Source organism: Bacillus infantis, assembly GCF_020171945.1.
Classification (GTDB): domain Bacteria; phylum Bacillota; class Bacilli; order Bacillales; family Cytobacillaceae; genus Bacillus_AB; species Bacillus_AB infantis_A.
The window spans coordinates 336,054-361,008 of the sequence record NZ_JAIVAP010000003.1 but is presented as its reverse complement, the minus strand read 5'-3'; the positions used below and the strand labels follow the sequence as shown (position 1 = coordinate 361,008).

Sequence of the window (24,955 nt, the reverse complement as noted above, 5' to 3'; positions counted from 1 at the left end):
AGGAAGATTAAAAGAAAAATTATGTTCCTGCTATAACGAATCTTTTGGAAACTTACTCATTAAACTCGAAAAGGAGTTTTTATAATGGCCGAGAAAATGACTGTACCGTTCGATGCTATTGGCGAAGAAAAACTTCACCGGCTTGTTGATGTTTTTTACAGCCTGGTTGGACAGCACCCTGATCTCGCTCCTATCTTCCCTGATGATTTAACTGAAACGGCCAGAAAGCAAAAGCAGTTCCTGACACAATATCTTGGAGGACCTGCTTTATATACATCCGAACATGGGCACCCTATGCTAAGAGCCCGCCACCTCCCCTTCCAAATTACAGAAACAAGGGCAAAGGCATGGCTGTCATGCATGGAACAGGCTATGGATGAAACAGGATTGGAAGGCGACTTCAGGCAGCATTTCTTCTCCCGGCTCGCATTAACGGCACAGCATATGATCAATACACCAGAAAAAGATATGATGAAAGGTGAGAGCAAGTGAGGGAAAAAGAAACATCTCAATTCATGTATGCATCTCCTCATTGCCAGGGCAGCGAGAAAAAGCGGATTGAGATTTACATGTTCGTCGATCCTCTCTGTCCCGAGTGCTGGGCGCTGGAGCCGATTATTAAGAAACTGATGATTGAATATGGAAGCTATTTTTCCTTTAAGCATGTCCTTAGCGGCAGGCTTGCCTCCCTTAACATGGGAAGGAAGCAGAAGCTGGAAAGCCTCGCGGACTATTGGGAAAAAACCGCAAGCCGTTCAGGGATGTCATGCGATGGCAATCTCTGGTTTGAAAACCCGGTCTCATCCCCGCACCTGGCCTCCATTGCCATAAAGGCAGCCGAGCTGCAGGGAAGAAAAGCAGGAATCCGCTTTCTGCGGAAGCTGCAGGAGGTGCTTTTCCTTGAAAAGCAGAATGTTTCAAACTTCGATGTACTCAAATCCTGTGCACAGAGTGTCGGACTTGATGTTGTCGAATTTGTTGCTGATATCCACTCAGACAGCGCAGCTAAAGCTTTTCAGTGCGACTTGAAAATCACTTCAGAAATGGATGTACAGGAAATACCTACTCTTGTATTCTTTAATGAAAATATTGAAGATGAAGGTATTAAAGTCACAGGATATTACCCTTATGAGGTGTATGTCCAGATCATTGAAGAAATGCTGCAGATGAAGCCTGAACCTTCTGAGCCGCCTTCCCTGGAAGCATTCCTGAAATACTTTAAGCTGGTAGCAACCAAGGAAATTGCAGTTGTCTACAATATGACGGTTTCCCAGGTGGAAAAAGAAATGAAAAAACTCCAATTAAAGCAGCTGGTCGAACAGCTTCCTGCAAAATACGGGACTTTTTGGAGGTATTCCGGGGAATAACAGGATATAAGAAAAGCCCTGCATCTGCAGGGCTTTTCTTATATTTCAGGATGGGAGTTTTATGTTTCAATAATAGAAAGGGGGTTTGATTTTTTGTTTGTTTGTGAACTATGTCACAAGTAAATCTTATCATACAGGCTGAAGATTAAACAAGAGATTGTTCATCTCTTCACAGAATTGTCACTAAATCATAATGAGTGCAGAAAAACAAAATATTGTTCATTTCTTCAGATAATTGGCGCGAAGTTATAATGGCTGCAGAATAAACAAGGGTTTGCTCATCTCTTCGCAAATTTGGTACGAAATTATCCCCCGCTTTTTGCATATACATATACAAGCCTTGAAACCATAACCAGGAGGTTAAGTATGCTTAAAAGCAAAGCCATCTTATTTTTGATCATCCTGGCAGTCACTGCTGCTTTCATTCTGAATATATTGGGCCTCATGAAAATGCTGCCCCTCATCATCACCTCGCCGCTCTTATTCGTGGCCCTTCTAATTCTGGTACTGTATATAAATGAAAGGAGGCGGTTTAAAGGTTTTTAAGCGGAAAAATGGAGGCGATTGTCCAGGTGTGACCAGCAAGTTTGGAGCGGTTTTAAGGGGATGCCGGGGTGAAGGTTTGCAGAGTTGCTAATATATGGCGGAAGTTGCTAATATAATTGAAAAGTTGCTAATATATGGTGAAAGTTGCTAGTAAACCAGGAAAGTTGCTAATAAACAGGAAAAGTTGCTAATATCGTCCTGCAGCAGCTTCCTTCCTGCCAGATGTCCGCTCAACTTCGCCAGTCCCTCTCATCCCTGCTCGCAAATAAAAACGAAAACCCGCAAATAAACTCAGCAAAGTCGCAAATATTTCCTAAAACTCGCAAATATATTAAAAATCCCGCAAATATCCTCACAAACTCGCAAATAAACGCCCTCCCCCTCCGATCAAACTATCTCCAGTCCACAAATAAAGCGCCAAATCTACAGATTCAGCGCCTTACTCACCTTATACCTTCACTGTCGCACGTCCCCCGCATGCATCAGCCCATCAAAATGCTTCACCGGCAGCATTTCTTCCTACCAATAAAAAAAGCACGCTAAATCATAGACGATTTAACATGCTTTTTGAGCGTTTTTCACGTTGTGCATTTCACTAAGGGAATAAGTCTATCCCCTTCTTTGTTTTACTGCTTAACCCTCTTCAATAGGGCCTCCATCTCATTCAGCTTCTCCTCGAATACTTTGCAGGCATCTGCAATCGGAGCAGGGCTTGTCATGTCAACACCCGCTTTTTTCAGCACTTCGATCGGATAATCTGAGCTTCCTGCCTTCAGGAAGTTGATATACCTTTCAACAGCCGGCTTACCTTCTTCAAGGATCTGCTTGCTTAGTGCAGTTGCGGCGCTGAAGCCTGTAGCATATTGATAAACATAGTAATTGTAATAGAAATGAGGGATCCGGGACCATTCCAGCCCGATTTCCTCGTCGATGACAATATCTTCTTCGCCGAAATACTTTTTGTTCAGCTCATAATAGTCCTGGGTCAGAGCATCTGCAGTCAATGCCTCATTATTTTGGGCTTTCTGGTGGATCTGATGTTCGAATTCTGCGAACATTGTCTGGCGGAACACCGTGCCCCTGAATCCTTCTAAATAATGGTTCAGCAGATACAGTCTTTTTTGGTCATCATCAATCGTTTTCAGCAGATAGTCGTTAAGCAGGGCTTCATTGCATGTGGAAGCCACCTCTGCCACAAAGATTGAATAATTGCCATAAGGATATGGCTGCGTTTTTCTTGTATAGTAACTATGGACAGAATGCCCGAATTCATGGGCCAGGGTGAACAGATTGTTCACATTGTCCTGCCAGTTCATCAGAATATATGGATTTGTGCCATATGCACCTGAAGAGTAGGCTCCGCTTCTTTTACCTTTATTTTCATGGACATCGACCCAGCGGTTTTCAAACCCTTCCTTCAATACGGAAAGATATTCTTCTCCAAGCGGCTCCAGCCCTTTTAAAACATAATCCTTTGCTTCATCATAAGGAATTTCCATTTTCACATCTTTGACAAGAGGTGTGAAGAGATCATACATATGAAGCTTTTCAAGGCCCAGGACCTCTTTTCTCAGCTTAATGTAGCGGTGGAGAAGATGGAGGTTGTCGTTGACTGTATTGACCAGATTTTCATAGACGCTTTCAGGGATATTATTATCCGAAAGTGCAGCGTGGCGTGCAGAATCATAATTCCTGACACGGGCATAGAAATTGTCTTTTTTTACATTGCTGCTCAAGGTGCTCGAAAAAGTATTTTTGAACTTTCCGTAAGTATCATACACCGCTTTGAAGGCATCCCTGCGGACACGCTGGTCGTCGCTCTCCAGAAAACGGATATATCGGCCATGTGTAACCTCGACTTCTTCCCCGTTTTCATCTTTAATGGATGGAAATTCAAGATCGGCATTATTCAGCATGCCAAACGTGTTTCCTGGTGCATCAAGGACTTCTGAAGCCTGAGCAAGCAGCGCTTCTGCTTCTGCAGATAATACATGGGGCCTTTGAAGGTTGATTTCCTCCAAAGAGTGCTCATATAGCTTCAGCTCTTCTTTTTCGTTAAGAAAGCTGCTGATCTTGTTTTCATCGATTGCCAGGATCTCGGGCACAATATAGGCCAGGCTGCTCGCTGCCTGAGAATATAGATTTTTAATGCGGTCATCCAGTCCCTGATAAAAGGAATTAGTCGTATCCTGGTCATATCTCATATGGGCATAAGAGTATAGCCTGCCCAGCCTTTCAAGCAGATGATCCTGGTATTGGAGGGCTTCATATAACTTGTCTGCACTGTCCCCCAATTTGCCCTGGAACCCGCCTGCTTCAGGAAGCAGCTGCTTAACTTCCTGGAATTCTTTTTCCCAGGCATCGTCATTTGAAAAAATATCTTCAAGCCTCCATGTGTCTTCGGTCTTTATTTCACTTCTTGAAGGCAATTTCTTTACTGCAGTTTCATTTGCCATGTCTATATCCTCCATTTCATTTATTTCGTGGTCCGCATAAAAAATCGGTTTACTAGTTATTTCTACCTTCAAAGGGAAATTCCTTCTTTATTATAAATCTCCCCTTATTGTATGTCAGTGAAGCTGTTTTCATTATTGCCCATTCCACATGATTGCCAATGTTCCTCCATTCTTTTATAAAAACACATTCTCAACATCTCGGCTTCACCCATTGTCCTGGGGACAGTCCATTCCTGCGCGAGACTGTACCTCCCTCCTCCCTCATACTTAAAGATTCCGTTGGCTGACAAATGGCTTAAATATTCTGAAATAGCCAGGCTGAATTCTCCTTTTGCAAGGGGAAGCACCCTGACTTTCACATCGCCAGCCAAAATCCGCCGCTTCAGTGACTGCAGGATTTCATCCTCAGTCACCTTCCCTCCAAGTTCCAGGCCTATGAAACAGTCAGTATGCAGATACCCCTGCCAGACTAGCGGAGGTGTTGAAATCCATGGAGAATGGTTGACAGGAATGCCGATATGCGGCGGGAGCAGGGAGATATTTAGTCCAGCTTGATATATGGCCATATAGTAGGGATGTTTGAATGTGTTGGGAGTCAGCGTATAAGTTTGCAGCAGCCTGGAGATTTCCTCATGCCAGCCTGCCGGCGGAAAACGGACAATCCATGGGGGAGTTATTAGACTTGGAAGATTCATTTTATGCAGCGGTATAACAGAGATGTCTGTCAGGACATTACGGGTGGTAAGCGGGCAGATATTGGAGAGGAAAATAAAGCTCTGTGCATCGGGGCAGTAAGAAAGCAAGTGATAGGGAGTATCTGATGAACGGTTGACAAACGAATAATGAAACTCAGAGAAGCTTGCTTTTCGGGCAGAGGTCCGCCTGATCTCTTTTCCTCCCAGTATCCAGATGGGCGTGAAGCCTGCCTCTTTGTAAGCCCTCGTCCTGCTGGCAAACAGTGTTTCCGGAATAGGGGAGCACTGGAATTCAACGGCAAATTTCTTTCCGCCGTAAACAAAGCAGACATCCGGGCGCTGTTTGATGCTTTTTATATATGTTTCCAGCCTGGCATGCACATTATTGGCCATCAGCCACCGGTAAATATCAAGCTTTCCCTTCATATGGTACTCTGACTCATTTTCAAAGGATGCTTCACAGGAAAGTTCCTTATAATGGGCAAAGTGGGGGATCTTCCGCCTGCCCACCTTCAGCATTACCTTTTCCCTGCAGACGGGACAATGAAAGCTGTCCTCTTTTAGCTTAAGGTTCCTGAGCATTTCCCTGTCCGTGAAGTCAGCAGTATTGATATACTTGCCTGATTTACGGATTGCTGTCAGCATAGTTTCGCCTCCTTTCTTTTTCATTATTACTAATTCGCTGTTTAAAATGGATATCCTGCCAGGGATCGTCCCTTCATAGAAAAATGCCGCAGCAGCTGCTGCGGCATTCCCCCTTGATATATTAGCTGCTTAATCCCTAAAGCAGAGGTGACAACAGGCGGGCAGTTGATTCCAGCAGCCTGTACCCAATATGCCGCTTGCCGAAAAGAGCACTTGTCATTTCCTGGGAATCATTAAGATCAAGCAGATATTCAGAAGCAAGCTTTTGTGTACTGTGAGTTTTAAACAGGAAAGCATTGACTTCAAAATTCAGGTGAAAGCTCCTCATATCCATATTTGATGTTCCGATAGAAGCCAGCTCATTGTCGACAATCACAATCTTGCTGTGCATAAAGCCCTTTTGATACTCATAAATCTTCACGCCTGCGTCAAGCAACTCAGGAAAATAAGATCTTGAAGCATGAAAAACAATACGCTTATCCGGCCGATGCGGCACCAGCAGGCGGACATCAACCCCGCTCAGCGCAGCTACTTTGATGGCGGTGAATATATCTTCATCAGGGATAAAGTAAGGAGAGGCAATCCATACCGATTCTTTCGCAGAAGTAATCATCGAGAAGAAGATATTCTTAATGACACTCCATTCATTATCCGGTCCCCCGGCAATCAGCTGTACCCCGCCATGATTGTTTTCCTCGGGAACCGGGGTCAGATATTCAGCTGTCAAAAAGCTGTCATTGGTCATATAATACCAGTCCTGCAGAAATATGAGCTGCAATGTACGCACCGCTTCCCCCTGGAGCATCAGATGGGTATCGCGCCAAAAACCAAAATAAGGATTGCGCCCCAGATACTCATCACCGATGTTAAGGCCGCCCATAAAACCTGTATTGCCGTCAATGACAATGATCTTACGGTGATTGCGGAAGTTGAACTTGCTGTTCAGCAGCGGCATTTTTACTGGCCCAAATGCAACTGTCTCCACCCCTGATGACCTTAAGTCGCGAATATACTTCTTGGACATTTTCCAGGAGCCCACCGCATCATACAAAAATTTCACTTTGACCCCTTCCCTTGCCTTTTGCATGAGTATCTCTTTAATCTCCATCCCGATTTGATCATCCCGGACAATATAATATTCCAAATGGATGTGATGGGTGGCACTCCTGAGAGCTCCAAGGATCTGATCAAAGGTTTCTTCTCCATTTGTAAGAACTCTTGTGCTGGTGGCAAAGGAGATAGGGCTGTTCCCGATTTCATGGGCCAAACGGAAAAGCTTCCTTTGATGCTCTCCCATCTGCCGTACTTTTTCAGCGTAATTTCTCCCATGGTTTTCCTGCACTTTCCTGAAAGCTTCTTTATCCAAAAAATATTTTTTCCGGAACATCTTTTCTTTCCGGTAGTTCCGCCCGAAAAGGAGGTAGAAAATAAATCCGAGCAGGGGAAACCCCCCTAATACCACCAGCCAGGTCAAAGTCTGTGAGGGATGGCGGTTTTCAAGGAAAATGATGAACCCAATAAAAATGACGGATAAAGTTACCAATAGGCTGAAATAACCCAGAAAGCCGCCATTGACCGGAAAAAATTTGTTGATTGCAAAAAGGAGTAAGATCAGGGATCCGCTGAATATGGTAACCCTAACGGCGTTTTTCATTATTGCTGTCACCTGTCCCAACCGGCAAAATCATGCTGCCTTCTATATACAAAGAAAACACCGATTTCATTCAGAAATCGGCATTGTTTAATCAAAATATTTCCTGAGCTCCCCGAATACATTCTCAGCTATGATAAGATTACCGTATTCTTCAATCCGGTGGATCGTCGTCTGGGTTTCATGGCCGAATTCAAGCAGGATGCTTAAAGCATTATCAATCTGCTCTTCATCAAGATCTTCCTCGTCAGGAAATTCAACATACAAATAATATTTATTTTCAAATGAATAAAGCTTTGTCGCCAAGGAATCAAGGCTGGAGGTTTTGGAAAGGGAAATGATATCCTCAAAATCATCGAATTTCAGAAGAAACTCAAGATTATCTTCATAAGAAGAGTCTTCTTCATCTTCATGCTTTGTGAAATGCTGATCCAGCAAATCCTCGATCCTCTCTTCAACAGGCAGATCTTTCAGCTTATCCTCAGGGACGGGAAGTTCGAATTTCTGGCCGTCTTTGGAAAGCTGCGCCTTGGTAACAAGCACCTCGAGCCCTTTATCCAAAGCTTGTACCTGAATCCATAAAGGCCCTTCCACCATGAACTCTTCTTCCTGATGCACTTCGTCCATCATTTCCCAAAAGAGTTCCTCGCTCCGCTCCCTGTTGTACCAGATTTCATCCCGGTCAAAGCCTCTCTCTTCTATATCAATATAAGAAATGTAAAACTTGACAGTATTATCATTAATCCGTTCAATTTCCATTCAGAACTCTCCCTTCCGGCGATTGTTGAAGGGACTAAATACCCCCATAAGATGTTGTTTATATCCTTTACCCAATAAAGTTGGCTTTAATCTTTCTAGGAAGGTAACTGTATTGTTGCCTTATACTCCTATTTTATGACAAAAAGGGGATAAAGGGAATTAAAACGAAGCAGGTTTTAAAAAACCATTGTATGCCTATATGCTTCATTTTAGTACATTTAATCTTACCAAAAATTTTAATTGTGTACAAACAACTGAGCTTGCCGATAAGCCAGTATGGCTTATGTATATATAAATCAGCGGAAAAGAACAAAAAAGCACAAAATAAAAAGCCCCCTATCTCAAAGAGATAAAGAGCTGATTCATCAGTTAACCATACGCTGTGCTTCCCGCAGCTGATACGTACGTACTTTGCGCGGAAGGAATCGTCTGATTTCATCTTCATTATAGCCAACCTGAAGGCGCTTTTCATCAATAATGATTGGACGGCGGAGCAGGCCCGGGTTATCCTTAATCAATTCAAACAGCTCTTGAAGCGGCATGGTTTCGAGGTTTACGTCAAGTTTTTGGAACGTTTTTGATCTCGTAGAGATAATTTCATCCGTACCATCTTCCGTCATACGGAGGATTTCCTTGATTTCATCAATTGAAAGGGGTTCGGAAAAAATATTCCGCTCTTTATAGCCTATTTCATGCTCTTCAAGCCATGATTTCGCTTTCCTGCAAGATGTGCAACTTGGTGAAGTGTATAATGTGACCATTTTACAAATTCACACTCCTTAAATTAGACATATATAAAGATCTTTTACAAGAATTATACTCAGAAAATATGAACCCTTAATTAAAATTACTTTAAATTAGTAATTTATATTAATTATTATACACCATTAAACATGCATTTGGTATACCTTTTTAGAAATATGCTAAAAGACTTATGCAAAGGTTCTACAGTTCATTTTTCTAAAGCATTCTACTATATAAGACGTACGAGAGAGACAAAAGTTTCAAAAATTTTAATAGATTCTACCTTTCCCTGCTTGATGGCCATATTTATGTAGAACTTTTAATGGCCTGATGCCTTAAATGACCTTTATATGTTTTATACCCATGCTGCCCAGGCAGTAAACCTTATTTTTAATTCTCAATTAATTTATGAAAATGAAAATGCTGCTATTAAAAATAGCAGCACTTTTCCTAAAGACCTTTCAAAACGTCTTCAGAACTTTTATCTTCTTCAAATGTCAGCACTTCCTCTACCGGCTGGTACGATTCTCCGTAAAAGTGAGCATCTTTATACGTATGAATCAGCTCATATGTCTTCTTCATGCTGTCGTAAATCAGTTCTTCCGATTCATTTCCAGGGGCCCAATAAAGGATTTCCATGCTGTTGATTTCCTTTGTTGCCAGCGAACGCCTTCTGTATCCGATCGATTGGGCATGCTCAAAGCCTTCCCGCTTGTAAAACTTGAGCCTTTTTTCCGTGTCGGTGTCTTCATAATCAACCGGCTCTACTTCAAGGATGATCGGCTTTCGCTTTTTCTTAAGCTTATCAAGGAGTTTATGGCCCAGCCCCTGTCCCCTGGCTGCCTTTGAAACAAACAGGTAGTCGATGAACACGAAGTTATCCAGTTCAACATACATCAGAACATGGTTATCGCCTTCGTCCTTATGATAGATTTCAGAGCGTTCCTTGAGAAGTGTCTCCATATGCTCGCGGGACTTCATTTCTTCAATAGGGAAATATTGATTTAATTTTTCATACCAATGCATATTTTAACTCCTTTTATTTAATAGTCCAGTCCGATAAGCATCCATCTTTCTCCACACTTTCCCGGCTGATGCAGGGCATAATTTCCCCGCTTGGAAACGCACACGTAAAATACACTAATAATTTGCCAAATTGTAAAGTATTTATACAATAAACCTTTTCTAATAACTGCGGTTCTTTTACAATAAATAGAAAGGGATACTGACATTTGGCAATACAAATTATTCGCAGCGCCGCTGTGAAAAGAAAGATGGAGGTTTATATGATTGAATTTGCTGCGGATTTATCGATTGTTGCCCTGCTCGTGATTGGGATTACTGCTATAATTGGAGTTGCAGCGAATGGAATCGGCGAGAAGCTGTTCGGCGGTAAACGAAAATCCGAATTTGTGGATCAATCCGCAAAGGTGCAGACTGGGTGGAAAAATGTAGGCGGCAGAAAGCAAAACTGATCCTGCCATATACTATGATACCGCATACAGATCCTGTGTCAAATAACAGCATGCTGTTAATGCTCTTTGGAAAACATCATTCATATGCGGCCTTATCCTGTAAAAAGGCCGTTCCATTGAACAAAGATGAAGCCGGGCCAAATTTGCCCGGCTTCTCTCTTGTTATTCCCCTGGTGTATAGTCAACGCCTTCTGTGTAGGAATTGCCTGCATTCCAAAGGAGATATTCATTGATGCCCTGGTCTTTAAGCGCCTTGATCTGGGCTTCTACCTCTTGCTTGCCGTATGCCTTGTAATTCCCTGCCCCCAGCCACGAAGCTGTAAAGTCCTGGAGCCATGGCCTTGATACAGGAGCTTCTTCCAGCTCTGCAAGCTTCTTCTTTTCCAGCTTAGAATATTCAGCCACAAGCTTATATGGCTCTAGATCAGGCTTGCTGATCCCGAAATAGGATGTCCAGTGACTAGGATATATCATGGAAGAAATCACATCAACATTAGAGGATATCTTAGAGAAATTCTGGCCGATCCCCGGTGCTTCCGGCAGTGTTGCGCTGTAGCCAAATATATCAACGGAAACCTGGACATCATATGGCTCAAGCTGTTCCCTGGCATAGGCTACAAAGTCTGTGACAGCCTGAACCCTTTTTTGCACATTGTCTTCAGCGCCATTATACTTTCCAGTAGAATAGGTTAAAGTGTCTTCACGTTTTTCAAACCCTTCAGGAAAACGGACATAATCAAACTGAATTTCCTGGAAGCCCATCTTTGCAGCTTCAATGGCAATCCCGACATTATAATCCCATACCTCTTTCAGGAATGGGTTTACGAATGATTCACCTCTGCCATTTGACCAAACCTTATTTCCATCCTTGTAGGACCATTCCGGCTTGCTATTGGCCAATACGCTGTCTTTGAAGACAACCACACGGGCAATAGGATAAATTTTCTTCTCCTCCATCGTTTTCAAAACCTTCGCAGGCTCTTTGATGTAAGGTTTGCCGATGGAACTGTAAGGCGAATCTCCTTCAGGAATATAAGTAAGATTGCCCCAGTCATCCTTTATATCGATGACCATGGCATTCAAGTCTGTTTTATCCATCAGGTCTACTAACTTATTAAATTTTTCTCCGCCGGCAGAATGTCCAGTAACATAGACTCCCCTTACAGCATCAGGATATTCAAATGTGTAGCCTGAATCATATTTAAATCGTGCCATGGCTGCTGGCAGTTCTTTTTTCAATTCTATGTATTCTCTTACGGGCATGGAGCTGTTTGACAGTCTTTCACTCTCTTCAGCACTGGCATGTATTGTGATAAGTGAAGACAAAGCAGCTGCAGCTGCAGTCATTTTTAAAGCCTTCATATTCTTCTCCCTTCTATCCTTATAATTTCATTATAAAGGCAGCCTGCTTTCATTTATATATGTAAAAAGCAACAACATGGTACTCATTCCCTTTCTTCTTTCCTGTTACACATGAAAACTAGTATTTTTTAGTTTTTAGTTGCTTTAATGAATATATAGAAAATTTGTAATAGTAATTGTTATCAAAATGTTGTATTATTATTACAAGATAAATGCGTTAACGAGAAAAAGGGGTAAAGTGATACTTCACATTCCGAAATAGATCGTTTTTACAACTTGGCTTTTTACATCACCTGCAACGAATTTTTGAAATTTTGCTGTTCTCTTTTTTTGATGTAATTAAAAGCCAAAAGACGATCTCGGAACGAGATCGTCTTTTGTTATTTTTTGTATTGGGCCTTATATTGGACTGCTTCCTTTTCAGAGCAGTAAACATAATGTCCTGGTGCAATTTCACGCATTTCCAGCTGATCGCTGTCAGAGTAGCCATGAACAGCAGGATCATAGGTTGTACGCTTTCTTGTCCTCTCTGTTTCCGGGTCCGGAAGAGGAATGGCGGAAAGGAGGGACTGTGTGTATGGATGAAGCGGGTTGTTATACAGATCATCAGCTGGAGCGATTTCAACCAGCTTGCCGAAGTACATAACCCCAATTCTGTCACTGATATATTTAACCATGGAAAGGTCATGGGCAATAAACAGATATGTCAGCCCTTTATCACGCTGCAGTTGCTTCATCAGGTTTACTACCTGTGCCTGGATGGAAACATCAAGAGCAGAAATAGGCTCATCAGCAATAATGAATTCAGGCTCTACGGCAAGAGCGCGGGCAATCCCGATACGCTGGCGCTGTCCGCCTGAGAACTCATGCGGGTAACGGTTAGCGTGCTCTTTGTTCAAGCCGACTGTTTCCAGGAGTTCATAGACTCTTTCCATGCGTTCTTTCTTGCTTGCGGCAAGCCCATGGATGTCAATGCCTTCAGCGATGATGTCGGCTACAGTCATCCTTGGATTCAGGGAAGCGTATGGATCCTGGAAAATCATCTGCATTTTGCGGTTGAATTTCTTCAGCTCTTTAGCAGATTTCCTTCCATGGACATTCTCGCCTTCAAAAAGGACTTGTCCGTCTGTAGCATCGTACAGTCTGATGATTGTTCTCCCAGTCGTCGACTTACCGCAGCCTGACTCGCCTACAAGGCCGAGTGTTTCACCTTTGTAGATGTCGAATGTAATGCCGTCTACTGCTCTTACCATATTAGGGCGGCCGACATTAAAGTGCTGCTTGAGGTTCTTGATTTCAATTAATTTTTCAGCCATTTTATTTGCCCTCCTTCACTAAAACGGGCTTATCAAATGTGGAAGAGAGCTTGCGGATCCTGCGCTTGACAGCTTCAGGCGGTTCTACTTCCGGTGCATCCGGGTGAAGCAGCCATGTTTTTGCAAAGTGCGTTTCAGAGATTTGGTACATTGGCGGCTCTTCTTCAAAGTCTATGGCCAATGCAAACTGGTTCCTCGCTGCAAATGCATCTCCTGCTGGAGGATTTGTCAAATCAGGAGGAGTTCCAGGAATAGCTGTCAGTTCAGTCTGGTTGCTGTTCTCCAGGCTAGGCATGGATGCCAGCAATCCCCATGTATAAGGATGGCGCGGGTCATAGAAAATTTCATCGACCGTGCCCATCTCAACAATCTGTCCGGCATACATAACAGCAACACGGTCAGCTACATTGGCAACTACGCCAAGGTCATGGGTAATGAAGATAATAGAAGTATCCATTTTGCTCTGCAGATCCTTCATTAAATCAAGGATTTGAGCCTGGATTGTTACATCAAGTGCTGTTGTAGGCTCATCGGCAATCAAGAGCTTTGGACTCGCAGCAAGTGCAATGGCGATCATGGCACGCTGCCTCATACCGCCTGAGAATTCGTGTGGATATTGGTTTACACGCTTCTCCGGCATAGGAATTCCAACAAGGCGCAGAAGTTCTGTTGCCCTCTCCTTAGCAGTGGAAGATGACATATTCTGGTGCTTGATCAGCACCTCCATGATCTGGCGGCCGATCTTCATCGTTGGATTGAGGGAAGTCATTGGATCCTGGAAGATCATGCTGATTTCTTTACCGCGGATCTTTTCCATTTCCTTTTCTGACTTTGGAACAATATCGTCGCCATTAAGGAGGATTTGTCCTCCAGCTATTCTGCCCGGCGGCATTGGAATCAATTTCATGATTGTCTGGGAGGTAACACTTTTACCTGAACCGGACTCGCCGACAATCGCCAGGGTCTCACCTTTATGAAGATCGAAGGACACGCCGCGGACAGCCTGGACCTCTCCTCCATAAGTCTGGAATGAGACTCTTAAATCTTTTACTTCGAGTAATTTTTCCATTTATCTCACTCCTTATTTGCGTAGTCGCGGATCTAGCGCATCACGAAGTCCGTCTCCGATTACGTTAAATGCAAAGATGGTTAAGCAGATAAACGTTGCAGGGAAGAACAAGCGCCAAGGATAATATCTAAGTGCCGGAAGGCCGTCATTTGCCATGGTTCCCCAGCTCGCTACAGGCGGTGTCAAACCAAGTCCCAGATAGCTAAGGAATGCTTCAGTAAAGATTGCTGAAGGCACTGTAAGTGTCATGGTTACCAGAATTGGGCCCATTGTATTCGGGATCAGGTGCTTGAACATGATGCGCGATACATTTGCTCCCAAGGTGCGTGAAGCGAGAACATATTCCTGGTTTTTGAGTGACAGGACTTGTCCACGGACTATACGGGACATATTGATCCATCCGGTAATGGTCATGGCAAGGATCATTGTGCCGACACTCTGTCCTAATACAACCATAAGAAGGATAACAAGCAGCAAGTAAGGAATACCATAAAGGACATCCGCTGCACGCATCATATATTCATCGGTGCGTCCGCCTTTGAATCCGGCGATGCCGCCCCATAGTACGCCGATGAAGAGATCAATCAAAGCAGCTGCCAGACCGATGAACAGGGAAATTCGCGCACCTTCCCATGTACGGGCAAATACATCCCGTCCAAGGTCATCTGTACCGAACCAGTGCTCGGATGATGGCGACTGATTTTTATTGCCAAGATCATTTGATGCATAATCGTATGGTGTCATATATGGTCCAAAGATTGCCATAAATACAAGGATGGCCAAAAGCACAATCCCGAACATGGCAAGCTTGTTTTTTCGGAATCTAAGTGTAACATCTTTCCAGAACGACAGGCTTGGTTTACTGATTTTTTCAGCATCATTTTCTTGTGTGCCAACAACTCTGAATTTATCTTTTGATAACTGTCCCATAATTTACTCTCCTTTCTTCCCGCCTGCAAGTTTGATGCGCGGGTCAATGAGTCCGTACGCAATGTCGACAAGGAGAATAGACACTAACAGAATAACACTGTAGAATACGGTAACTCCCATAATAACGGTATAATCTCGGTTTGCGATGCTTAATACAAAGTGAGAGCCGAGCCCCGGAATACCAAATATTTTCTCAATTACGAAACTCCCTGTAATGATCCCCGCAGATAGAGGGCCCATATATGAAACAACAGGAAGCATTGCATTTCTTATAGTATGCTTTATGGTGATAACACCCTGGCTTAAACCTTTTGATTTAGCCGTCTTGATATAATCATTCGCCAGTACTTCAAGCATGGAAGAACGAGTCAGACGGGCAATAAATGCCATTGGCGAAGCTGCCAGTGCTAATGCAGGCAATATCGTGTGCATAAATGATTCCCATCTTGCTACAGGGAAGACGCCAAGCTTAATGGCAAGGAAATATTGAAGGAATGTTGCCATGATGAAGGATGGAACCGAAATTCCCATAACAGCTACGATCATCGCAGTGTAGTCCTGCCACTTGTTGTGCTTAAGTGCAGCAATGACTCCTAAAATAACACCAATCGATACAGCGATCAGGATCGCTTCAATACCGAGCATAAGAGATACAGGAAAACCTTCACTGATCAAGTCATTGACTGTCTGGCTCTTATACTTGAAAGACGGGCCGAAATCCCATTTCAAAATTCTCAGTAAATACTCCCCATATTGAACATACCATGGCTGATCAAGCCCGTAGTGGGCATTCAGGTTAGCTTCAATTTCGGGAGGCAGTTTTTTCTCTGATGTAAATGGATTCCCTGGTGCAATGCGCATAAAGAAAAACGTTGCTGTGATGATAAGCCACAGCGAGACAATCATATAGATTAAGCGTTTTCCAATATATTTCGCCATTGTCAAACACCTCCAATTTTATTTCTGCTTTATTCAGAAACGAAGGTATATGGGGGAAAAACCCCATATACCTCTCGTTTAGACAGCTATTATTATTAGCTATTCTTATTCAAAGTACGCCCATTTATATTGAACGTCGCCAAGTCCGGAAACAGCTACGCCTTTAAGGCTTTCATCCTGAACCCAGTTGTTTGTGTAGAAGTAGATCGGCGCTACAGGCATATCTTCCATGAAGATTGCTTCTGCATCTTTCAGCAGCTGCTGACGCGCTTCTGGATCAGCTTCTGTTGCAGATTTAGCTAACAGATCCTGGAATTCTTTGCTTTCCCATCCAGTATCATTGTTACCTCCATCAGCATCACGGTAAAGCTCAAGGAAGTTGATTGCATCGTTGAAGTCTCCAAGCCAGCCCATACGTGCTACCTGGTAGTCAAGAGCATGAACCTTATCAAGGTATACAGCCCACTCAGAATTATCAAGAGTTACTTCAACGCCAAGATTTTGCTTCCACATATCCTGGATTGCCTGAGCAATCTTTTGGTGCGCTTCAGAAGTGTTATAAGAAAGAGTTACTGCAGGAAGCTCAGAAGCATCCTTGTAGCCAAGCTCTTCAAGACCTTTTTGCAAGAATTCTTTAGCTTTTTCTACATCATTGTCAGCAAAATAGCCTTCTTCATTTTCAGCGAACATTGACGGCGGAACGATAGCCATCGCTGGAAGCTGTTCACCCTGAAGGATGTTGTCGATAAGCTCCTGACGGTTGATTGCATATGTGAATGCCTTACGGATATTCACGTTGTTGAAAGGTTCTGCAGTTGTGTTGAATTTATAGTTGTAAACACCAGCGATAGGCTGTGTTACAAGGCGGTCTTCGTCTTTAAGGGCTTGCATAGCATCAGTTGGAAGTGCTCCAGTCGGTGCTCCAGCCCAGTCAAGCTCGCCGTTGTCAAGCATTGACAATTCAGTATTTGGATCATTTACCATGATCATTTCGATAGAGTTAAGCTTTACAGTGTCTTTATCCCAGTAAGTGTCGTTCTTTTCTAGAACGATCTTGTCACTGTGTGACCATTCAGTCATTTTGAAAGGACCGTTTGAAGTGTAATCGTCGCCTGCATCATTTGCCCAGTCAGGGTTTGCTTGTGCAACCTTGCTGTTGATTGGCAGGTAAGTATAGAATGCAGTCAATTCATTGAAAAATGGAGTAGGATTTTCAAGAGTAACTTTAAGCGTCTTTTCGTCTACTGCTTCGACACCAACGTCATCAAGGGAACCAGTGCCTTCATTGGCAGCCTGGCCACCAGCGATGTAGTAAAGCTGGTAAGCGTACTCAGACTGGTTGGCAGGGTCCAAAGCCCATTTCCAAGCGTACTCAAAATCTTCAGCAGTTACAGGATCTCCATTTGTCCATTGAGCATCCCTTAAAGTGTAAGTATAAACTTTCTGGTCTTCTGAAACTTCAATTTTTTCTGCTGCAGCTTCTTCAGGCTTTCCATCTGGATTGATGCGTGTCAAACCTTCGAAAGTCTGGCGAAGAACAGTTCCGGAAGTTGCATCCTTTGCAAGGCCCGGGTGAAGTGAAGGCGGTTCAGAGTTAATGTTAACCGCTAAGTCCTGAGGTACGTCTTTTCCTCCGTCGCCGTCGCTGCTGCTGCCGCTGTCTTTGTCGCCGCCGCTGCACGCTGCAAGGAACATGCTTAGAACAAGCAACATACTAAAAAAGATCGATAATCTTTTGTTCACGGTGTTACCCCCCTATATAATTTCCACAAATGCCTTTTGCAGGAATCTGTCCACGCTTGCATAAACATTTGTCCGCCTTGGAAATATTGCTCAAATAGTCAGTAAATTAATTGTAAAAATAAACTGATTATCCGCGCAGCAAAAAATAGTAAGATTATAACTCAAAAGACAAAGATTATCCTCTATTCTGACAATTCGAGAGAAAAATCAAAAGGATAAGCCAAAATTCTGTAAGCTATAAACTTACTACTAATCTCTTTATCCATAGGTTTTCAGAACTATATGCAAGAATGTTACAAATTCGTAAAGAATCATTTGTTACGTTTATTATATGTATTTTAAAACTTGTTTGCAAGAGGCATTTATTTTTGAATGGAGGGTATATTGAGAAAATTGTCGAAAAAATACTTTTAAATCAAGAGTTTGCTAGTTTTAATTTTTTTGAAATTTTTCTTAATTGCTCTTTGAATGAAGGTCATTTGGACCTTGACTTTTACCACATTTTTCTTTTTTGCCAAAACTATTTCCAGGCGGGAGCTTTTGAATTCCCTTGATTTTTTCTTCAGTTTTGGTATATTTTAAAGTATAAAACCAATACTGTTGATGAAAAAGCAATGACAAAGAGTAGTACATTTGCTCAGGGAATGCAGAGAGTTTGTGGCTGGTGAAAACAAACATCCCGGCAAATCGAATGGACTTTAGAGCTCCGGCTGCGAAAGGCTGCTTCATTCTGCCTATTAGCTTCCGGCGTATCCCGCGTTATGGGAAGCCCGGCCTGCAGGCAAGCCGGGGATAAGAGGCCTCAGCCGAGGCACTTAGGGTGGCACCGCGGACCATTCGTCCCTATTTTTACAGGGGGACGAATGGTCTTTTTACATTCTTTGCGGAATTATCGCCATTTTTGCGGCTGAATTCTTTGTCTGCTGATACATCCAAGGAGGAATATATATGAAAACCATCTTTTCCGGCATCCAGCCGAGCGGCACTCTTACACTTGGGAATTATATCGGTGCCATGAAGCAATTCGTTGAATTGCAAAACGAATATAACTGCTATTTCTGCATTGTCGATCAGCATGCCATCACTGTCCAGCAGGACCGTATGGAGCTCCGCAAAAATATCAGGAGCCTTGCTGCCCTCTATCTTGCTGTCGGGATCGACCCTGAGAAAGCAACACTTTTCATCCAGTCTGAAGTCGCTGCCCATGCACAGGCGGGATGGATGATGCAGTGTGTTTCCTATATCGGTGAGCTCGAGAGAATGACTCAGTTCAAAGATAAGTCCCATGGAAAAGAAGCAGTATCTTCCGGCCTTCTGACTTATCCGCCGCTTATGGCTGCCGACATCCTTCTATATAAGACAGACCTTGTTCCTGTAGGGGAAGATCAGAAGCAGCATTTGGAGCTTACAAGGGATTTGGCAGAAAGGTTCAACAAGAAATATAATGACATCTTTACAATCCCGGAAGTGCGGATCGCAAAAGTCGGGGCAAGAGTTATGTCTCTCCAGGATCCGACTAAGAAGATGAGTAAATCTGACTCTAATAAGAAGTCTTTCATCTCTTTGCTTGATGATCCAAAGCAGATCGAGAAAAAAATCAAAAGCGCTGTTACGGATTCTGAAGGGATCGTTAAGTTTGATAAAGAAAATAAGCCTGGTGTTTCCAATCTCTTGTCAATCTACTCCATCCTTTCCGGGAGGACTATAGAAGATATCGAGGAGCAGTACGAGGGAAAAGGCTACGGAGACTTCAAAGGCGATCTTGCAAAAGTGGTTGTCGACACAATCGTTCCAATTCAGGAAAAATACACTCAGCTCATGGAATCAAGCGAGCTGGATGAAATACTGGATAAAGGGGCCGAAAAAGCTCAATACACTGCCAATAAAATGCTGGCCAAAATGGAAAACGCCATGGGGCTGGGAAGAAAACGCCGATAATGAAAAAAAGGAGCTGTTATCAGCTCCTTTTTTCATTAAACCGAAGTGGGCATGGTTTTAAAATCCCCCTCCCCATAAATTAGGTCTTTAAATGGGGCTGTTGATTTCCGTTCCAGGCACTTCGCTTTCCGCGGGGCGGAGTTGAGCCTCCTCACCGCAAGCGGCTGCGGGGTCTCAACTCTTCCGCTATTTCCCGCAGGACGTTGAATCCTCTTCTTCGAATTTAACATCGCACGAAGAAAATGCGCATGCATTTTATGAGGAGTCTACGTGCCTTGCACTCCAATCAACAGGGTTTTCAAACTTTATTGGATCTTTCTACAGCAAAAAAAGATATCCTTTTTTCCAGCAGTAAGGAATTATGCATATTAATTCACTTTCGAGCCATGCTCCATTTCCCACAGTTTCTCAAAAAATGGCTGCCCTTTAATGATATTTTCGCAAAAAGCTTCATGTTTTCCTGACCAGCCCAGTTTCGTTTCCTCATACAGCGACTTCCAGGCTTGTTCAAATTCCAGCTGCTGGATTACAGTATATTTCTCCGGATTCCATTCTGTATACCAATAACGGATTTCAGCTGTATTCCCAGATGAATGAAGCTGATCAAGAGCCATAAAGAGAAGCTGCTTCAGCTGCCTTTCTTTTCGGGTGAGGCCGTTCATCATTTCCGGGGCTGGCGACAAAATGTGAAAGTCCTTTAAACAGGATTGGTCGTTGAATGCATAGTGGATTGTTTCCTGATTATCAAGCATTTCGTAAGCAAGCTGCTCCTGCCTGGGTATTAGCCGGCTTTTGCGGATTGGTATATTATAGCTGATCGTATCGACTGCCAATATGCCAGACCCGTCGGAGACGACAAAACAGTAATCAAGCTGGGTCCGTTCATGATTTTTTCGCAAATACGCTTTTTGGTAGATGTCGTTCAGCAGCTGCTGCGGCAGTTCTGATAAGTCGTTTTCTATGTAGTTGAAAAGAAGCGGCTCTACCTTTAACAACGGGACCTGATCAAGCAATTCCACACTGTCATCTTTTCTCCATTCATGGAAATGGCATACATTATATCCGTTCTCTTCCCCTTCAAACCAGTTCACCCATACATCATGAAGATACAACATCTTACAACCCCTCACTTCAAGTAACTATTTGTCACTCAGTATGGGCAGGAAATAGTTAATTTATTCCTCTGTGTGCAACAGTTTACTCTTCTGTTCCCTGCGGAAAGTATATGGCCAGTGCAATAATGACAATTCCAGCCGGGAGCAGGCCGCACTCAGGCCTTTTAAGAATGTATGAAAAGTATTCACTCAATCCATGCCCTGCAATTAAGAGATTTAAATAAGCCACCGTGCTGATCCCGCCTGCTACAGCCAGTCCAAAACCAGTGATAAAAATAAACAGTCTGAAGATCATCGGGCAGCCGGAATCCTTTTTGCTTGTCCCATATATACTCCTGCTCCCTTGTTTTTTAACATATATATGATTAAGAGGGTTAAATCATACGGCGAAAAGAAAAAAGACCCCAAAAGGATCTTTAACTGCCTGCATTAAAAAAGGGTGAGCACCTGAAGTGTCTCGCCCTTTATGGTTCCGGCTGAAGCCAGCCGCATTATCTATTTGACTTAGGGTTAAATGCGTCCTTCAGACCCTCGCCAACGAAGTTGATTGATAGTATTGTCAGTGTAAGAACCGTTGCGGGCGGTATCCATATCCACCACTTGCTGGTCAATACATCCGGACTTCTTGCATCCTGGAGCATATTGCCCCAGCTTGGAATGTTCATCGGCACACCGAAGCCCAGGAAGCTTAAGCCTGTTTCTGCCACGATCATGGCAGCAAGTGTCAATGTAGCCTGTACAATAATAGTAGACATTACATTCGGCAATAGATGCTTGAAGATCGTTGTAACTGACGAACAGCCGATAGAGATGGAGCTCATGATATACTCGTTTTCTTTCTCTACCATCACCTTGCTTCGCACCAGACGGGCTATTCCTGTCCAGCTCAGCACACTTATGACGAAGATGAGTGTAGCTGTACTTGATTCTATGAAAATAGACTTAAGCACGATGACGAAAAGCAGGAACGGGAAGTTCATCATAAAGTCGGTGAATCGCATAAGCACATTGTCAACCCAGCCTCCGAAGAATCCGGCGGTGGCCCCTACGATCGTTCCAATCACAACTACTGAAATGGTGATGGAGAAGGCAAGAGTCAATGACGTTTTCCCTCCATGCAGGGTCCTGGCAAATACATCTCTCCCAGACTTATCTGTACCAAAATAGTGGTCTGCTGAAGGCTCTTTGCTGATTTCAGTCAAATTCAGCTTAGCCGTCTCCTCAATCGGCATGGACAGCGGCTCGGCAAAAATTGAAACTAACACAATCAGTACAAGATAGCAGAGACTGATCATGGCGAGTTTATTCTTTAAGAATTTCCTGCGGGCGAGAGCCCATGGCGACTGGCTCTTGGGAGGCTTTACAGGCTCCTCAACAGCCGTTGTACTTTGCTGCGAAATTGTTGGTTCCATAACTCTCACCTACCTAACTTAAACGTATGCGCGGATCTACTATTCCGTATAGTATATCTGCAACTAAATTTCCAATAAGCGTCAGGATGGTCAGCATCATGGTGATGGCCATCATAACGGAATAATCACGTGAGTTTACTGATTCTACAAACAGGTATCCGATTCCCGGATATGTAAAAATGGTTTCGGTAATAATAGCTCCCCCGAAAAGGCCAGCAATGTCAAAGCCCAGCAGTGTAATAATCGGAATGACCGAATTTCTGAGGATATGCTTATTATAAATCGCTGATTCTTTCGTACCCTTTGCTCTGGCTGTACGAACATAATCTTTGCGAGAGCTTTCGATCATATCATTGCGCAGGAACTGGGTATATCCAGCCGTAGCCATCGTGCCCAATACGAGCGCAGGAAGAATAGTATGCTTGATTTTACTTAAATAATATTCAAAAGATCCTGGTTCAACGCCTGAACCTATACTTCCAGTCGCCGGGACCCATCCCAGCTGGAAAGAGAATACGTAAATTGCCACTAGTGCTGCAACAAAGCTTGGAATGGCCAAGGCCAAATAGTTTATTCCTGATATTAGATAATCTCCTGGACTGTAGGCAAATCTGCCTGAGAACCTGCCCATCATAAAAGCTAGAATATAAGTGATCATAAGTGAAGTAAAACCTAAGAAAACAGTGTTCGGCAGCCTGTCGCCGATCAATTCCATTACATCGCGCTTATGGATGAATGAATCCCCAAAATCCCCTTGAACCACTCCGCCTATCCAGCGGAAATACTGTGTATGGATTGGGTCATTCAAGCCCATCTTTTCACGCATTTCCTCGATATATTCCGGATCGGAATTAAGCGGATCGATTTTTCCAGAGAGGGCGTCCCCTGGCATAAGCTTTGCCAGGGTGAACACCACTATGGAGATAAGGAAAATTATTGGGATCATACCTATAAGTCTTCGGATTGTGTATTGTAGCATACTCCATTCCCCTTATCTAAACCTTATTTCTTATTACTCAACAATGTGCCATTTGTAGAACTCATCAGTGCCGCCAGGAGTTACTTTGACTCCGCCAACACGTTTGTTGATTGCCCATGCATCTTCCCTTTGGTCGAAGAAGATTACAGGAAGCTCTTCGTTAACAAGTTTCTGCCACTCGTTGTATACTTCTTTACGGTATTCGATAACATCCTGGTTTTCATCTTCAGGGAATTGAACACCCTTCTTGATGAGTGCATCGGATTCTTCATTCAGCCAGCGCCACATATTCCACTTGTCAGTTGACAGCCAGATGCCGGATGGATCTGGATCATATGAAAGTCCCCATGCACCATGGAAAGTTTCCACAGATGGATCATCAGCTTCGATAGTGTCATAGAACAGGTTGAAGTCTTTCAGGGAACCGCCGTTAAGCTGAGCCTTGACTCCAACTTCACCCCAAGACTGAAGGATGAACTGAGCACGTGCTTCAGATGTTTCTGCACTTGCCATTGCATCAAAGTTGATTGAGAAAGGCTTTCCGTCTGGATCTTCACGGAATCCGTCGCCGTCCACATCTTTATAGCCGGCTTCGTCTAACAGGCTCTTTGCCTTTTCTGGATCATAGTCATAAGTGTTGATTTCTGAATCGTCGATCTTAGCCCATGAAACGGATGGGAATGGTACGTTAAGCGGTTTACCTAAACCGTTAGTGAAAGCATCGATATAAGCCTGGCGGTCCAATGCATAAACCAATGCCTGGCGAACGCGCTTGTCAGAGAATTTAGGGTTATCCATTACAACTTTTCCTGCTTTTGCATCATAGCGTCCTTGGTCGATACCGATATAGCTGTATGACATAGCATCGATTGTTACAGGATTGATATTGCCAAGCTCTTTGATTTGTCCCCACTGGTCAGAAGGAGCCTGGATAACATCCACTTCGCCGTTTTCGATCAGGCCGGCAGCAAGGGATGGATCAATGATTTTGTAGACAACGCCGTCAAGCTTGGCAGGGCCTCTCCAATAATCATCAAAACGCTCATATTCAATCATTTCGCCTGGAACGATGTTCGTTACTTTAAACGGTCCGACACCGATCGGGTTTTTACGGACTTGGTCAGAGTCAGGAAGTTCTTTAGAAGAAATATCTCCATAATAATGCTTTGGTTCTGGAATAGACCAGATGTTGTCAATCAGGTTGACAGAAGGTTCTGTAACTGTTACTTCTACTGTAAGGTCATCAATAACCTTGATTCCTTCAATCTTGTCAGCTTTTCCGTCTTTGTATTCCTGGGCACCCTTGATCATCGCCACGTTTGCGAAACGTGCTCCCTCATATGTAGGATCTGCGATCAGGTACCAGGCATATTCCATATCTTCAGCAGTCAATGGTTCGCCGTCATGCCATTTAACGCCTTCCTCAAACTTGAAAGTTACAACTGTGTTATCTTCATTGAACTCCCAAGATGCAAGGTTAGGGATCGGTTGCAGCTCATCATTGTAAGCAACCATTCCTTCATGCATGAACTGAAGGGCATTTGAATCATCTTCCCCTTCATAATAGGCATAAGATAAAACGCCTTTAAACGCCTGAGTATAACCAAATGTTACTTTTCCGCCTTCTACTTCAGTTGTTTGTGCATCTTTGTCGTCGTCTTTTTTCCCAGTGTCTTCGCCTGAAGTATTCTCATTTCCGGAGCAGGCAGCAAGGAACATGGACATTACCAGCAGGACAGAAAATAGCCAAAATGCTGATTTCTTCATCGTTTTCCCCCCATAATTGTCGGTTCTTTTTTTTTTCAAAATGGTCA

The 24,955-nt window shown here is 43.4% G+C and carries 22 protein-coding genes and 1 other annotated feature; of the genes, 5 read left to right on the top strand and 17 right to left on the bottom strand.

Features of this window, described 5'->3' with window-relative positions:
* Positions 1-84: 84 nt before the first annotated feature.
* The 3 genes from LCM00_RS08545 to LCM00_RS08535 all read left to right on the top strand — a co-directional run bounded on the left by LCM00_RS08545 (position 85) and on the right by LCM00_RS08535 (position 1,913).
* Complete coding sequence (locus LCM00_RS08545) at positions 85-492, top strand: globin domain-containing protein (RefSeq protein ID WP_276541775.1); 408 nt, start codon at positions 85-87, stop codon at positions 490-492.
* A 23-nt stretch (positions 493-515) separates the two neighbouring features.
* Positions 516-1,367: a ClpXP adapter SpxH family protein gene (locus LCM00_RS08540; protein ID WP_224900609.1), complete on the top strand. Its 852-nt coding sequence runs from the start codon at positions 516-518 to the stop codon at positions 1,365-1,367.
* A gap of 366 nt (positions 1,368-1,733) precedes the next feature.
* A complete protein-coding gene (locus LCM00_RS08535) occupies positions 1,734-1,913 on the top strand; it encodes a hypothetical protein (protein WP_224900168.1) in 180 nt (59 codons plus the stop codon).
* A gap of 626 nt (positions 1,914-2,539) precedes the next feature.
* Here LCM00_RS08535 and pepF read toward each other — a convergent pair.
* The 6 genes from pepF to LCM00_RS08505 all read right to left on the bottom strand — a co-directional run bounded on the left by pepF (position 2,540) and on the right by LCM00_RS08505 (position 9,889).
* Entirely contained in the window at positions 2,540-4,369 is a 1,830-nt protein-coding gene (gene pepF, locus LCM00_RS08530) for an oligoendopeptidase F (protein ID WP_224900166.1), read from the bottom strand.
* A 104-nt stretch (positions 4,370-4,473) separates the two neighbouring features.
* A complete protein-coding gene (locus LCM00_RS08525) occupies positions 4,474-5,709 on the bottom strand; it encodes a competence protein CoiA (protein ID WP_224900163.1) in 1,236 nt (411 codons plus the stop codon).
* Positions 5,710-5,845: 136 nt separating this feature from the next.
* Positions 5,846-7,363 (bottom strand): cardiolipin synthase, encoded by a 1,518-nt coding sequence (cls, locus tag LCM00_RS08520; RefSeq protein ID WP_224900160.1) that lies wholly within the window; start codon positions 7,361-7,363, stop codon positions 5,846-5,848.
* A gap of 87 nt (positions 7,364-7,450) precedes the next feature.
* Positions 7,451-8,119, bottom strand: a complete 669-nt coding sequence (gene mecA, locus LCM00_RS08515) for an adaptor protein MecA (protein ID WP_224900156.1) — start codon at positions 8,117-8,119, stop codon at positions 7,451-7,453.
* Between the two features lie 365 nt (positions 8,120-8,484).
* The gene (gene spxA / locus LCM00_RS08510) at positions 8,485-8,880 is read right to left on the bottom strand and encodes a transcriptional regulator SpxA (protein ID WP_009794105.1); all 396 of its coding nucleotides are present in this window, start codon (positions 8,878-8,880) and stop codon (positions 8,485-8,487) included.
* Between the two features lie 433 nt (positions 8,881-9,313).
* The gene (locus tag LCM00_RS08505; protein WP_224900153.1) at positions 9,314-9,889 is read right to left on the bottom strand and encodes a GNAT family N-acetyltransferase; all 576 of its coding nucleotides are present in this window, start codon (positions 9,887-9,889) and stop codon (positions 9,314-9,316) included.
* A gap of 260 nt (positions 9,890-10,149) precedes the next feature.
* Between LCM00_RS08505 and LCM00_RS08500 the strand changes: the two genes are divergently transcribed.
* Entirely contained in the window at positions 10,150-10,338 is a 189-nt protein-coding gene (locus LCM00_RS08500) for a hypothetical protein (protein ID WP_224900150.1), read from the top strand.
* A 162-nt stretch (positions 10,339-10,500) separates the two neighbouring features.
* Here LCM00_RS08500 and LCM00_RS08495 read toward each other — a convergent pair whose 3' ends face one another.
* From LCM00_RS08495 to LCM00_RS08470, 6 genes are all read right to left on the bottom strand, one after another.
* Positions 10,501-11,700, bottom strand: coding sequence for a putative glycoside hydrolase (locus LCM00_RS08495; protein WP_224900147.1), 1,200 nt, complete (start codon positions 11,698-11,700; stop codon positions 10,501-10,503).
* Positions 11,701-12,080: 380 nt separating this feature from the next.
* Positions 12,081-13,016 carry an ABC transporter ATP-binding protein gene (locus LCM00_RS08490; protein WP_224900145.1) on the bottom strand — a complete coding sequence of 312 codons (936 nt, stop codon included), beginning with the start codon at positions 13,014-13,016 and terminating at the stop codon, positions 12,081-12,083.
* Between the two features lies 1 nt (position 13,017).
* Positions 13,018-14,085 (bottom strand): ABC transporter ATP-binding protein, encoded by a 1,068-nt coding sequence (locus LCM00_RS08485; protein ID WP_224900142.1) that lies wholly within the window; start codon positions 14,083-14,085, stop codon positions 13,018-13,020.
* Positions 14,086-14,097: 12 nt separating this feature from the next.
* The gene (locus tag LCM00_RS08480; protein WP_224900140.1) at positions 14,098-15,015 is read right to left on the bottom strand and encodes an ABC transporter permease; all 918 of its coding nucleotides are present in this window, start codon (positions 15,013-15,015) and stop codon (positions 14,098-14,100) included.
* Positions 15,016-15,018: 3 nt separating this feature from the next.
* Positions 15,019-15,954, bottom strand: coding sequence for an ABC transporter permease (locus tag LCM00_RS08475; RefSeq protein ID WP_224900138.1), 936 nt, complete (start codon positions 15,952-15,954; stop codon positions 15,019-15,021).
* Between the two features lie 105 nt (positions 15,955-16,059).
* Positions 16,060-17,697, bottom strand: coding sequence for a peptide ABC transporter substrate-binding protein (locus tag LCM00_RS08470; protein WP_224900136.1), 1,638 nt, complete (start codon positions 17,695-17,697; stop codon positions 16,060-16,062).
* A gap of 605 nt (positions 17,698-18,302) precedes the next feature.
* Positions 18,303-18,545: a binding site (T-box leader), on the top strand.
* 100 nt (positions 18,546-18,645) lie between these two features.
* Here LCM00_RS08470 and trpS point away from each other — a divergent pair.
* Positions 18,646-19,635 (top strand): tryptophan--tRNA ligase, encoded by a 990-nt coding sequence (gene trpS, locus LCM00_RS08465; protein WP_224900134.1) that lies wholly within the window; start codon positions 18,646-18,648, stop codon positions 19,633-19,635.
* A 368-nt stretch (positions 19,636-20,003) separates the two neighbouring features.
* Here trpS and LCM00_RS08460 read toward each other — a convergent pair whose 3' ends face one another.
* The 5 genes from LCM00_RS08460 to opp4A all read right to left on the bottom strand — a co-directional run bounded on the left by LCM00_RS08460 (position 20,004) and on the right by opp4A (position 24,908).
* Positions 20,004-20,750 carry a YjbA family protein gene (locus LCM00_RS08460; protein WP_224900132.1) on the bottom strand — a complete coding sequence of 249 codons (747 nt, stop codon included), beginning with the start codon at positions 20,748-20,750 and terminating at the stop codon, positions 20,004-20,006.
* 82 nt (positions 20,751-20,832) lie between these two features.
* Positions 20,833-21,045 carry a hypothetical protein gene (locus LCM00_RS08455; protein WP_224900130.1) on the bottom strand — a complete coding sequence of 71 codons (213 nt, stop codon included), beginning with the start codon at positions 21,043-21,045 and terminating at the stop codon, positions 20,833-20,835.
* 196 nt (positions 21,046-21,241) lie between these two features.
* Complete coding sequence (opp4C, locus tag LCM00_RS08450; protein WP_224900126.1) at positions 21,242-22,162, bottom strand: oligopeptide ABC transporter permease; 921 nt, start codon at positions 22,160-22,162, stop codon at positions 21,242-21,244.
* A gap of 13 nt (positions 22,163-22,175) precedes the next feature.
* Positions 22,176-23,141, bottom strand: coding sequence for an oligopeptide ABC transporter permease (opp4B, locus tag LCM00_RS08445; protein ID WP_022543607.1), 966 nt, complete (start codon positions 23,139-23,141; stop codon positions 22,176-22,178).
* Positions 23,142-23,174: 33 nt separating this feature from the next.
* Positions 23,175-24,908, bottom strand: a complete 1,734-nt coding sequence (opp4A, locus tag LCM00_RS08440) for an oligopeptide ABC transporter substrate-binding protein (protein ID WP_224900123.1) — start codon at positions 24,906-24,908, stop codon at positions 23,175-23,177.
* Positions 24,909-24,955: the final 47 nt, after the last annotated feature.